The following is a 12,882-nucleotide window of genomic DNA, read 5'->3' on the forward strand; positions in this document are numbered from 1 at the left end:
TGTCCTTTAAGAATGCAATCATGATGCTTGTTGCACTGGACGTGAAGTCTATCAGTTGTTTGAAATGGATAAAACCATGTATTTTATGCGGAAAATAGACGTTTAAACCAACCCCAAAAGCCACTTGCTGAAGCCGGACGGGCTTCTTTACCTTGATAAAAACTTTGCATGAGTTCGGTTCTGAATGCATCAACGTCCATGCGTTTCATGACAAGTTCGTGCTGCAATGTATTTTGAGTCTGCTCGGCATGATCGTGCGCCAAGCTGAAATCCATATTTAAATAGCCTTGCGTGTATAACCAAAGGTGGGTGACTAAGATTAGGTCTTCAGCAGATTGGTTAGTAAACTTATCCGCGTGCTCATTACCCAAGGAGTCAGTCAGAACTTGCTGCATACGCTGGGTAGAGTGAGCATGTTGCTCGTAGTTAGCACTTGCTTCAATATGTGATTTGGTCAAAAGGCCAAGCAGGTGAAGAGTAGGTGCTGTTGTGGGTTTGTTCTCACAAACTTTTGTAAATAGTTGTGACTGTTCTTTTAACCAACGCCGCTTTGCTGCTTTATGTTCTTTAACAAAGGGGATTTCTTCAAATCCCATCTCTTGACTCAGTTCACTAAGAGACGTCATGGTTTTTTAGTTCCTTCACCGTTACTTCGATATGTTGATCATTGATATCAACAAAAATTGAGCTGCCAGTAATCATAACAGAAAGGCTAGTACCTCGGTCAAGATGCTGACAAATCAAGTCGATAGCGTCATAGTCAAAGCTCTCTACGTTGACGGGAAGCATTGAGAACTTTCCTGACATTTTGTCCCACCAGACAGCCGCTTTGGTGTTATAAGTGTAAACTTTTACATGCTTTGCGAGGCGAGAAGCTTTCTTAATTCTGTCTGGTTCTGGTTCGCCAATTTCAATCCAGTGAGTAATGCTTTGATCATCGCCAACATGCCATAAATCAGGCTCTTCAATCGTAGAGAGTCCTTTTGTAAACTCCAGATTGCTTTGAGCATTTAAACAGTAAGCTAGAATGCGAGCCAACATTCGTTGCGGCTTTTCAGAAGGATGAAGGGCGATAGTTAGATTTTTAGAATCGTAATAGTCATTATTCATATCGGAAATGGCGATACGAAATTTGTAAATGGTTGGTTTAAGAGCCATAGATTTATATCGTTTTGTTGGCAAAATAAGTTTTAGGCAAAAAAATAGCCAGCTTTAAAAGCTGGCTATCGTATCAAATTCTTTAAGAATTAAAGTACTTTGATTTGCTCTGCTTGAGGGCCTTTTTGACCTTGAGAGATAACAAATTCTACTTTCTGGCCTTCAACTAGAGTACGGAAGCCGTCACCAGTGATTGCAGAGAAGTGAGCAAATACGTCAGGACCGTTTTCTTGTTGAATGAAACCGAAGCCTTTAGTTTCGTTGAACCACTTAACTGTGCCAGTAGCTGTGTTAGACATGTCTATTTCCTAAATATCTAAATAATGTAATCTTTCGCCTCAACGGCGCTTATAGCGTGGAAAAATAAATTGCTATTGCGTACCACAGGACGACGGGTTACAAGTAATCCAACGAAATGTGAAAACAAAGAACTTTCTTTCTAGCCGTGTTTGAGTCTAGGTTAATTCCACGAAGAGTCAACATATATTAGTGCTTTATGGACAAATATTTGTATTTAGTCACTATTTAACCAGCATGTTTTTGATTAAATTTCAAATAAATGACGGTGATGTGAAGTTTTTTAGCATAAAATTCAACTAAATCTATAAATTTGACTTATTTATATAATTATTGTCCAATCTGGTTCGACCATTAAGGAGGATTTATGGCAAAGCGTAAAATCAGTCCTCAACCGAGTGGCTCACAACATGAGACCGACTTCGGCAGAGGTGAAATCAAAGACAACGCGTTAAAAGCGGTTGTTACCAGTCAGCTGTTCCAAACACGAGTCGTTAAAGCGAAAAAAGGTAAAGGTAGCTTCAGCCGTAAAATGAAGCATAGAGGCAAAGAGCCCTATTCAAAGTTCTCCCCAAGGTGGATTTTGAATAGGGCTTTTTTGTTGGTACTAGGTGTTTGCAAAACTGATGATATTCAATTTTTAGTACCAGATAAGTTTTCCTAATTTATCATGTACTGCTTCAACTGCTTCAACTGCTTCAACTGCTTCAACTGCTTCAACTGCTTCAACTGCTTCAACTGCTTCAACTGCTTCAGCGAACTAGGCGTTGAAAGTACCAATTAAGTACTAAAACTTACTAAGTTAGATTCATATCAATAAGCGTCACTTCCTGTCTTATGCAACTCTACTATATCTTTAGTCTAATCAAACAGCCGAGATTATGGTTTAAAAAGACTGGTGAGAAGTAGGTATGTCATCGACGAGTTATGGTACTTATGGTTGCAAATGTAAAAAAGCGTGTGCTTCTTTATTACTACTGTGGCTGTCCATTTGTCCGATGGCGCATGCACACAAGTCAGAGTCTCATTCTTTAATTGTTGCTAACTCCAAAGCGTGGAAGCCGTTCTCTTACCTTAGCCCAGATGGTGAACCTAAAGGTATTTTAATCGACTTTTGGAAAGAGTACGCGGCGAACAACCAAATCGACGTTCAGTTTCTCCTTTTGGATTGGGATGCTTCTTTACAAGCCGTAAAAGAGGGTAAGGCTGACTTTCACGGAGGACTTGTCTACTCGCCCGAAAGAGCGAAGTATATGGACTTTGGCGCAGTCATAATGCCTATCCAAACCAAACTGTACGTAAATAAAGATGTACTTTCGGTTGATATCAGGAGTGTTTTAACTGGCGAAATGACGCTGCCAATTGGCGTTGTTAAAGGAAGTTACGAGTCTGAGTTTGTTCAGACGAATTATCCGAATGCACCTATCGCAGAATACATTAACAATGATTCGATGATACAAGCCGCCGTCGATAAAAAGGTGCTGTACTTTGTTGCAGACCTGCAAGTTGCTAACTTTTATATGGCAACCACGCCGGGAGCGGGTATGTTTGTCCCGACAATTAGCTTATATAGTAAAGATCTTCGGATTGCAGCAGGAATGCACAGTGCAACTTCCATTTTAGAGGTATCACGAGCGTTTGAAAAAGTCATCGATACGGATCGTGAGCGGATCCTCACCCGTTGGAGTGTGGTGAAAACGGTTTATCCACTTTATCTTTTCCCTATTGCTATTTTCATTATGGCGGTCGCAACGCTTTATCATATTTTTGCTCTCAAACGTATGGTTGCTCTTCGGACAAGGCAATTAACGATTGCCAATCAGCAATTGCTGGAGATGACGTTGACGGATTCTCTCACAAAGCTATACAACCGTAGACACCTGATTGAGCAATTGGCGCTACTGAATCATTTGAAGCGAAACTTAACGGTGATGGTGTTTGATATTGATGATTTTAAATCAATCAATGATCGATATGGCCACCTTGCTGGAGACCGAGCAATAGTTGCCATCGCAGAAGCCGCTAAGTCGATGACTGATGACCGAATGACATTGGCGAGAATTGGAGGAGAAGAGTTCGCACTCGTTACGTCGTCTCTGTCAGAGCGAGAAGCGCTCAATTTTGCCAATATGCTTTGTAAAGCCGTTTACGATCAGCCTGTTATACTGGGCGGACAAGCAATTCATTTGAGTATCAGTTTGGGCTGTGCTTACTATCCTGAGTTTACCCACATCGTGAGCTTGCAAGATGCTGACGACTTGATGTATCAAGGTAAGTCTGAAGGAAAGAATCGTGCAGTTTTCCAAGTTATAACAGACTGTCAGCTTCAACCTGCGCTTCGTCAAGTGAATTAGGTCTCGCTAATTCAACTGATACTTCAAACCATCCTCAAGCCTCAAAGGTTTAGTCAGAGTAACGTGGTAAGCGTTGACGATTACGTTGCGTTGTTTTCTTTGAGGCCAATTTGCGTACAAATATTCGCACTTTCATATATATAACCCCCCACCTGCTCACGTTTTTATCATAGAAGCAGTAATTGTTTTAAAGTGATAAGCGATTTCTTGGTAAAGATCAGAACCCCTGTCTACACTCAGTGTAAAGTAATGCATATAAAGCATGATGCATACGGTGTTGTACAAAAACAATTAAAGAAGATAAGAAATAAGTTGGCTTGAGAAGGACGGGGAATGAACAACGAATGCTTTGCTAGGTTCCGAGCTGTCACGGATGAACTGTCAATGAAAGAATCGTTGTCAGTTGGGAAAGACCCTTATGCTCACTATCTCAAAGATATTGTGGGGATTGATTTGTTGTCTCGTGAAGAGGAGTTGCATTACGCCAAACTTAATCGAGCTGGTGATGAAGAAGCGCGCGAAATGTTGATTGAGTCTAATCTTCGACTTGTTGTGAAAATCGCAAAAGGCTACCTCAAACGGCCAGGCAATAACTTTACTCTGCTCGATTTAATAGAAGAAGGTAACATTGGTTTGATAAAAGCGGTCGATAAGTTCGATCCTGAGCCAGGCTACCGTTTTTCTACTTATGCGGTATGGTGGATTCGCGAGAATATAGAAGCGGCATTAATGAACAATGGCCGCACGGTACGTTTACCTGCTCATGTGTGCAAAGAGATAAATAGCCTGGCTTTAAAAAAGCTCGATGCGTCAAAAAGTGAGAGCAAGGAGTTGTCTATTTCTGAACTCTCACGCTGCTCAGGGGTGAAAGCAGAGCGTATAGATGAACTTGTTGCTCTTAGTGGTTTTATTGATGTATCGACCACTGCGGACCTTCATCGTGTTCCATTTGTTCTTGAACTGTGTGAAAGTGAGTATACGCCAGATCCACAACAAGACTGTGAAAACCAGTGCTTTACTCAAGCTATTGAAAATATTATTAAAACCTTGCCAACTAAGTTGCAGAAAGTCTTAATCCATCGATTCGGATTATTTGACCAGAGAGTGAAAACCTTGTCGGAAATAGGCCTGTTGTTAAACGTGTCTAACGAGCGTGTTCGTCAGATGCAGATAGAGGCGGTTGAACGCGTGCAGAAACGTCTCCGATTCGATGGTTGGGTTTAAGATTTTTAGCCCCTTATCCTAGCCGATTAATTTACTGGCTTGCTACTCTGTTCTTCCGTAAGTAACAGCAGCTCAAGCTGTGCTTTAGCTGCTGCCTCCAATCTCCATACACTCAATAATCGGTTAAGTGCTGCGCGATAAGTACGACTTTTGAGTAAAAAAGCGAGCGTACTTGTGTAGTTGTTTACGACTTGCGCTTGTGTCTCGACCAAAGCAGTTTTGTTTTCGATGTCGATGTGTTGAAGGTTAAAGTCAGGAAGAAACGCACACTCATACCATACCTCTACAATTTCACGAATTTCGAGTTCTTCTTCAGGCACGTCGAAGTCTTGTAACTGGTAGTTTTCTGGTATCGTTGATAAATAAACCACATCCAATTTGTCTGCAACAAATGTATACATCGGATTCCTTAGTGTACGCGCTTACAGAGTAAATAGTCTCATCGTTTACATTTTTGTCAATGACCGTGCTCAAGTATGAATGATGAACCACACCACATTCCGAACTTAACTTAGACTTTTTAAGTACTTATCGGTTAACCCGAAATACTTCAGGTTGCCATCTGGCTCCAAGACTAAGCTCATATTGGATGTAGAGATCATGCCCGGATCATTCGTTGAGAAAATAACGGTCTTATTGAGTAGTTTGTCGCTAAATAACCGCTTGAAGTAGTGGGAATTTTCTTGCTCTGCACCATTAAATGGCTCGTCAATGATAATCAAAGATTGTTCGCAGTTGCCTAGCCCTAATGCGAGCCGCAGTCTTTGTTGAATACCATTTGGTAAACTTTTACAGATATCAACGCTCAATTGAGTGTCCAGGCCTTGTGGCAACCATGTATCGAGCTCAAAGAAACTCACCATTTCACGCATTTTTTCTGTTGGGATTAACCCATTATGCAAGATGAAGTTAGTCTCCAAGGAGCCTTCAAAAATATGCAGGTTAAACGGGATGTAGTTAATCGAGGTTCGATAGCGGTAACTGTTGAATTGTTTGATGTTATAACCGTCCACCGAAACTGAGCCTTGATAGCGTTCCTCTAGCCCAGCGATAATAGAAATGAGCGTCGTTTTACCGCAACCTGTTGGTCCACAAATCACAACTTTTGCGCCCGGTGGAATTTTAAAACCAAGATTAGTTAAGCCTGTTGCCGCACCACTATAACGATGGCTCACACCAGAGCCGACGATACTACCTTGAAAGAGGCGAATAGGGGGGCTTTTCTCTAACGTTAGCTTATCGTCATTCATCGCCATAAGGTTGTTGATTTGCGCAGAAGACGCCTTAATGGATTGGAACTTAGAAATAGAGTTGTAGATGCCCATAATAGGCCCCAACGCCTTCCAGACTAAAATTACGGTAGCAAGCATTGCACCTGCATCGGAGGTGCCGTCCATCACGCCGATAACGGCCGCGACGATACTTGCGGTACCAATAACCTGAATCAAACTCCCGCCTGCTGCCTGAACCCTGCTATTAGTCACTGAAACATGTTCTGCATCGCTGGTGCTTTGTAAATGCGATGCGCTAAAGCGGGACTGGATAACACGCAATAATGGCAAGCCTTGGATGGTTTTTATACCACGAAGAATCTCATTCCATTGGTAAGAAACCATGGCGTTGGCGCGAGAGCTCTTGGACGTGGCTTGCGAGTAGATGTAACGAGAATAAACACAGAACACCAACATTAGAATCAACCCCGCCATAACGACTAGCGCTGCGGTACCAGACATAAGAGCAATGGCAATAATGAATACGATAACAAACGGCATGTCGAAGTAGCTTAATGTTGACTCTGCGGTTACCAAACGGCGGAAAGTGTCGATGTCCTTCAATCGTGCTAACTGAGAAGAGACACCAGCGGTAGATGTCATCGAATAAGGAAGCCACAACAGTTTGGATATTACGTTTTGAGAAATATGCACCGCCAAATCCTTTCCTGATGTGGCGATGATGTTGACCCGCATTTTCTTGAAAAAGTATTCCGAGAACCCAACAATCACAGCAAATAACGTGAGCCAATAAAGCGTGGCTTGCGAGCTAGAGGTTAAGGCGAAGTTGTACACACTCATAATAAAAAAGGGCTGGAGTGCGCCGAGAATGCTGACCACGAAGCTGAGAATAATCAGGCTTTTGAGTTCATTGTTGTAGCGATAAAACGCGTATTTAATCCAGTTACTGCGGTCTTGAGATTCAGGTGGCGGTTCTCGGAATAAGCGGGAGTATTCGCTGATCGAGACCAACAAGCACGGCTTCTTGCAGAGCGGGTATTCAATGGTGTTGTTATTTGTGTAATCAAACAGGATCAGTTTGCCGTCTTTAGTGCCCAAGAAAATCGCAGTGAGGTTTTCTATCTCGATAAAACAAGGATGAGGGTGCCCCTCGATGTGCTCCAACGTTTTTAATTTGGTGACGTCACAACGGTAACCAAGACGTTCAATCGTGGCAACAAAACTGTCGCTGTCTTTTGGTTTAGGGATAAAAGCGTCACTGAGGATAGAAGGTGTGCCTTCCCATTCAAGCGCAATGAGGGTGTAAGCTAAACCACGAATCAAAGGTGACTGATTGTATCGCTCGTCATAACTGCGAGCCTCAAAGTCCAACAAGCGCTGAGGGACATTATTAAAATCAACCAAAATACTCATTGGTCACCTCCGGTAAGTTTGACGCGTTTGAGGCGATGATTAAGTTTGTCCATCTTGTTGCTGACGATGATGAGGATTTTGTCGTTGGCGCGATAGGCGGTACTGGTCAAAACCAATCGAGCAAAGTCGTCATCATAAACACAGTCGATATCGTCGAAGATCAACACACGTTTGTTCGCGAGTAAGGCACGCACTAACAACAAGGCATAAGCGACTTGGCGCGAGAATGGGTTGCGTAAATGTCCTTTAAGCTCGGTATAAAAACCAGCGGGAAGGGCATCGATTTGTGCTTTGATGTTCATGGTCTCGCAAAGCGCAAATGCGGTGTTGTTTAAGCTCGGGCGGAAACAAGTCAAGTTGTCGATGATGGTGCCTTCGACGAACGAATTGGTTTTGTCGACCATGAGCACGCTATTGCGCCAGACGTTGTAATTGACGTCATCGAGTGGTGTCTCGTTGATTTGGATATCGAGCTTGCTGTCGGTGTTTTGCCGCGTAATGCAGTTAGCGAGGTGGGTTTTGCCTGCGCCGCTTTTCCCTGTTAGCAAGTAAGCCTGACCGCGTTCAAACTCGATGCGTTGTTTTTCCGAATACTTCACCGAGATGCGCTCGACTTCTGTCGTGTCATTTTGTTGTTCTACAGATGCCGCAAGCTCAAGTAGTTCGGCGATACGTTGAATATGAAGCTTGTTCAACTCCCAGCGGCTCACCGTACGCATCACTTGTTGGTATGGGGCGAAGTAGCGGTTGGTAAGCATGATGATGGCTGCCATGATGCCTTGGCTAGATTGCATGTTGATAACTGCCGTTGCCAAAACCACCACCACACAAGCGATGGAGAGCTGTTGTATGAGCGACAAGATAAGGCTGAAGTTCGATTCGATTTGCTCGTATTTGATGTTCTCGACTTCACGTTCTTCCACCATTTGTGTCATCAAACTTTCGACGCGATATTCCATATTGCGCGCTTTGATATCGAGTGGGCTAGAGATGATCTCGATGATTTTCGACGTGGTTAAGCCTTCGATGTCGGATTTGTTTTCTAGGCTGTTGATTTTTTGCTTGGAAAGACTGAGTGCGAACACCGCCAAAACGATGGAGGCGAGCAAGATGGTCACCCCAGCCCAGATGTTGATTAGACCGATAATCAGAATGGTCAGTATGCTGACTGCAAGGTTGATCAATGCCCGTACAGATTCTCCGCCAAAGAAGGATTTAATCTCTGGAATGGTAGCAATACGCTCTAGGTATTCACCGGGTTCTAGGCGACGAAACTTCGATATCTCAGCCAAACAGATGGATTGAAACACCTTGTTGGTTAGGTTGGTTTCGAACTGCTTCATGATGACCGACGAAATCTTCTCTTCCTGATTTTTTAAGTGATAGTCGAGGAAGATGGTGATCAAGATAATGGCAAACAGAAGAAACAGTGTGTCTTTGGCTTGGTTAGGTAAAACTCGGTCAAAGATAATCAGAATCGAAAAGGGCAGTACTAAACCAAACAGTGTCGAGATGACCGTTGAGAAAGTCAGGTAACACTTGTCAGCAAAGTTAATCTTTTGGGAAAAATGCTCAGTTTGCATTGCGACCTCCTTTCTTAATCGATGGTTTGGAGAGAAGGTGTTTTGGAACTAAGTCTTGATTGCTTCTGCCTTCGATATCGCTCATCAACTGCATGATGCTTTCGATGGATTGCACCGACAACATGCCCTTGATTTGCTCAAGATTGATCGATTCAATGATGTAGTCATAACGCGCGCTCTCGTAATCACGTAGCGCGCTAAACAGTTTACTTTCCGCTGCCAGTAAGTCGGTAATGGTTCGCGTGCCAAGCTGGTAAGCGCGTTGAATGCCTTTGTAGGAAGCGTAGTTTGCACGGATGATGTTCTCGTAACTGCTGATGGCGCGGGAGAAGTCATTGATGTTGAGCACCGAGGTGTTAACGCTATTGCGCGTAGTGAACAACGAATCTTGGTACAGCAGCTCCGTTCGCTCGATGGCAGTCGACGATTTTTGATAACCGTAGTAATCCGAACCGCCGGAGAAAATTGGCACATTCAAGTTCAACCCGACGCTGGTCGAGTTACTGTCCCCTGTTGCGGTTGGGTCGGTTCGGTCATAGTTGTTCGCATCGTCGTAACGGTAACTGGCAGAGAGCGATACGGTCGGCACAAAGTTTGAACCGCTTTCTTTCAAGCCTCTTCGGCTGCGCTCGACGGTTTTCTTCGCAACCAATAAGTCGTTATTGAGCTTCAAAGCTTGTTCAAGAATCTCACGTTGTTCGGATTCGCTGATTTCCGCCAAGGGCACGCTTTCGTAGATGTCCTGTGATGGGGTGACTGGGTATTGAACTTGAATCTCTAAACCGTTCAAAATTACGCGCCGGTCTTTCTCTAAGGTTCTTAAGCGATTGGCAATGCCTTCTTTCTGGGCAATTACCTCATACAACTCGCTCGCCGCAGTGTTGCCAAGTTCCACGTTGCGACGCATTTGGCGCTCACGTGTTTCAGACGATTTAAGTTCTACTTGGGTGGCTTTGATTTGCGCGTTGTTTTTGAGGTATTCGAAATATTGCGTCGCGATTTCAGAAATGGTGCTCTGGATTTTGTTCTCGTGTTTGATTTCTTCAATGTTGAAATCAAGCTTCGCGGTGCCGTATTTAAAGATGTCACCAAGGTTAAACACCGATTGGGATAAAGACACACTGTAGCTGTTCGAGTTGTAGCTAGAACGTGTATCCGGTGTTCCCGTTAATATGGTTTCGTTTTCATTCCATGTGGTATCAGCAGCACCGTTTAAAGAGGGTAGAAACTTAGAACGGCTAATGTCGATGTTGTATTCGTTTTCTTCCACGCCTTTGTCACTAGCGCGCAGAGATAAGTTGTTTTCCAAGCCGAGTTTGACCGCCTCAAGCAAGGTGGTCGCCATTGCCGAAGGAGCATTGCTCAATGTAAGCGCTGCCAATACGCAGCTAGTTAAGTTTCTGTACCGCCACATACTTGTTGATCACCTTGATGATTTCGTCGTTTTTATAAGGTTTGCTGATCACGTAATCCATTCCTGCTTCGATACAAGCTTGGTGTTCATTACTGCTGGTCAATGCTGTCGCACCTATAATGGTGCAAGGGTTTTGCCCGCTCTCTTGTTCGTACTGTCGAATGCGTTTGGTTGCTTCAATACCGCCCATGCCTGGCATGATGCAGTCCATAAAGATGATGTCCGAGCGTTGATTTATGAAGTGCTGAACAGCGTCTGCGCCATCGCCAACGGTATCGGCTTCGTATTCTTGCTTGCTCAAAATACGTTTGAGTAGAATCTGTTGAACACGGTCATCTTCCACAATCAGGAATGAGCTGTTCTCCATCTGATCTTCAGAGGCTTCCGCTTCCATGATTGCTAACAGGTTAGGGATGAACTCATATGGAATCGCAGGAGAGTTCAGAATCTTGTCGACAAAGGTATGACTCTCTTGTGCTTGCTGAGTGCTAGTGACTGAAAGCAACAACTTCGTGTTCGGGTGATTGCGCAGTTGCGATTTCACCGTTTTGCTCAGTGAGGGCAGCTTGTTTGGCTCGAACGTGTCGGTCAGCATGATGGCATCGTATTCGCCAAAGGTTTTTGCAGCAGAGAAGAGTTCGTTCGGCGTTCGAATTGGCGTGATCTCCAAGCCCAAGTTGACTAACATTTTGTTCATTACATCAATGCGCAGCTGAGAGTTGGCACACAGCAACAAACGCTTATTGTCGAAGCGAGTTTTCTCGGTGTGGAAGCTTTTGGCTTTCAAATCGAGCTGAATTTGAAAACGTTCCTGATTGCCCGATTGATACCAATGGCTCTCGTAATAGCCATAATCTTTCAGTACGCTTTTAGCCAAATCGTCTTTGGTTGCAGTGTGCTGTTTATGGTCGCTCCAGTGTAGGGTATTGAGCTTGGCAAACGGCACATCCAGTGTGGTTAAGAAGTTTAGATTGATGGTCAAGCGGGTATTTTCAATGTCTGACGCCGCACCTGATTCAATGGTGACAAACAGTTTCTTGTCGGCTTTGAGTTGGATGGCATTTGATAGCTGTAGGAACAACACCCAGAATAAGCTGGTAGATTGTCCTTCAACACGGTTTGGTAAGTTATCTGAGATAAAGCAGTCTAGCTCACCTTCATTTCGCTGCACTTTTGAACTGATGTGAATCATCAATTCAGACAGTACATTCAGCAGTGAAAACTCTTTCGATTTGCTCTCGGTCCCTTGTGAAATGAGTCGGTTGTAGTTCTCTGCCAATTCAGACAGGGTATTGGCAGCCGAGGTTATATCTTGCGCCATCAACACTCCGCTCTCATCGGTCTCTTGAACGAGATATTGCACGCCGCCGTTAATGGTGTTGGTGATGCCACGAATCTCGTAACCAATCAGAGCATAGAGCTGCTTGTAGAGATCGTTATTGCGTTTTTGCTCTTCGAGTTTGCTGAAAATCAGTTTTAGGTGTGAGTAGATCTGACGCTGCTTAGGATTGATGCTCACTTCATTCAGCAACTCTTCCAACCTTTGTAAATCCAGTAGTTTGAGTTCTTGATAAAGCTCATCGAATTCTTGGTCAATGTCACGCTCATTCGAGCTGGATTTTTTCAGTTTAAGGATTGCCACCAAGTTCGATAGCACTGCGATACCAACCAGTACGACAACGACCACAAACAACCAAATGAAGAACTCGTTTTTCTCCATCATTAGGTCACTCGCATGGTTGTTAAATATGGTCCGGTAGTTGTCGTCCATTTGTAGGTAGTTATTGGTGAGCGAGAGGTACAGTGCCAACACATCGTCGCGTGTTTTTTGGCTGTCTGAGAAGCGATTGATTGCCAGTTCAAGCTGCGTGTATTCGGTCGCGCCCACCAAGCTAAACTCGGTTTTGTTGAGTGACGCGAGCGACTTAAATTGGTCAATTTCGTCTTTCAGAACCTCAAAATCAAGCTCTGTTGTACTGCAATAACGCGCGCTTAAACAGCGTTGAAGCGTTTGAATATCAAACTCGATAGTTTGGTTGAGCTGTTGAGCTTGAACCAACAGAGGCGCGTTTTGCACTTTCTCGACTGAATCCACTTTTTCCCAAGAGATATACAAATAAAAGGCGAGGGCAGCCAGCATCAAGCTGAAAGCGATGCTTAGGCGCATAACAGGAACGGAAATATTGTAAGAAGGTTTGCTACTCATC

General features: G+C 43.8%; 11 protein-coding genes. 3 read left to right on the forward strand and 8 right to left on the reverse strand.

Annotation, left to right across the window (positions count from 1 at the left end):
* Positions 1–83 precede the first annotated feature (83 nt).
* From R7Z49_RS19665 to R7Z49_RS19675, 3 genes are all read right to left on the reverse strand, one after another.
* On the reverse strand, positions 84–626 hold the full coding sequence (locus R7Z49_RS19665) for a hypothetical protein (protein ID WP_017635869.1): 543 nt from the start codon (positions 624–626) through the stop codon (positions 84–86).
* Positions 613–1,158: a YaeQ family protein gene (locus tag R7Z49_RS19670; protein ID WP_005375627.1), complete on the reverse strand. Its 546-nt coding sequence runs from the start codon at positions 1,156–1,158 to the stop codon at positions 613–615. Before R7Z49_RS19670 ends, R7Z49_RS19665 begins: the two co-directional genes overlap by 14 nt.
* A gap of 89 nt (positions 1,159–1,247) precedes the next feature.
* Positions 1,248–1,457: a cold-shock protein gene (locus R7Z49_RS19675; RefSeq protein WP_005375625.1), complete on the reverse strand. Its 210-nt coding sequence runs from the start codon at positions 1,455–1,457 to the stop codon at positions 1,248–1,250.
* A gap of 365 nt (positions 1,458–1,822) precedes the next feature.
* Between R7Z49_RS19675 and R7Z49_RS19680 the strand changes: the two genes are divergently transcribed.
* The 3 genes from R7Z49_RS19680 to R7Z49_RS19690 all read left to right on the forward strand — a co-directional run bounded on the left by R7Z49_RS19680 (position 1,823) and on the right by R7Z49_RS19690 (position 5,033).
* On the forward strand, positions 1,823–2,119 hold the full coding sequence (locus R7Z49_RS19680) for an alternative ribosome-rescue factor A (protein WP_017635870.1): 297 nt from the start codon (positions 1,823–1,825) through the stop codon (positions 2,117–2,119).
* A gap of 247 nt (positions 2,120–2,366) precedes the next feature.
* Positions 2,367–3,809, forward strand: coding sequence for a diguanylate cyclase domain-containing protein (locus R7Z49_RS19685; RefSeq protein ID WP_054577116.1), 1,443 nt, complete (start codon positions 2,367–2,369; stop codon positions 3,807–3,809).
* Positions 3,810–4,142: 333 nt separating this feature from the next.
* The gene (locus tag R7Z49_RS19690) at positions 4,143–5,033 is read left to right on the forward strand and encodes an RNA polymerase sigma factor RpoD/SigA (RefSeq protein ID WP_017635872.1); all 891 of its coding nucleotides are present in this window, start codon (positions 4,143–4,145) and stop codon (positions 5,031–5,033) included.
* A gap of 26 nt (positions 5,034–5,059) precedes the next feature.
* Here the strand turns inward: R7Z49_RS19690 and R7Z49_RS19695 are convergent, their stop codons facing one another.
* The 5 genes from R7Z49_RS19695 to R7Z49_RS19715 form a co-directional block, all read right to left on the reverse strand.
* Entirely contained in the window at positions 5,060–5,434 is a 375-nt protein-coding gene (locus R7Z49_RS19695) for a hypothetical protein (protein ID WP_005375619.1), read from the reverse strand.
* Positions 5,435–5,539: 105 nt separating this feature from the next.
* On the reverse strand, positions 5,540–7,678 hold the full coding sequence (locus R7Z49_RS19700) for an ATP-binding cassette domain-containing protein (protein ID WP_170897022.1): 2,139 nt from the start codon (positions 7,676–7,678) through the stop codon (positions 5,540–5,542).
* Positions 7,675–9,261, reverse strand: a complete 1,587-nt coding sequence (locus R7Z49_RS19705; RefSeq protein WP_054701322.1) for an ATP-binding cassette domain-containing protein — start codon at positions 9,259–9,261, stop codon at positions 7,675–7,677. Before R7Z49_RS19705 ends, R7Z49_RS19700 begins: the two co-directional genes overlap by 4 nt.
* Positions 9,251–10,675 carry a TolC family protein gene (locus tag R7Z49_RS19710; protein WP_053307835.1) on the reverse strand — a complete coding sequence of 475 codons (1,425 nt, stop codon included), beginning with the start codon at positions 10,673–10,675 and terminating at the stop codon, positions 9,251–9,253. The genes R7Z49_RS19705 and R7Z49_RS19710 overlap by 11 nt, the downstream gene beginning before the upstream one ends.
* Positions 10,650–12,881 (reverse strand): response regulator, encoded by a 2,232-nt coding sequence (locus R7Z49_RS19715; RefSeq protein WP_170897020.1) that lies wholly within the window; start codon positions 12,879–12,881, stop codon positions 10,650–10,652. Before R7Z49_RS19715 ends, R7Z49_RS19710 begins: the two co-directional genes overlap by 26 nt.
* Position 12,882: the final 1 nt, after the last annotated feature.

This window comes from Vibrio sp. 1562 (genome assembly GCF_033340155.1).
In the GTDB taxonomy this organism is placed as follows: Bacteria; Pseudomonadota; Gammaproteobacteria; order Enterobacterales; family Vibrionaceae; genus Vibrio; species Vibrio alginolyticus.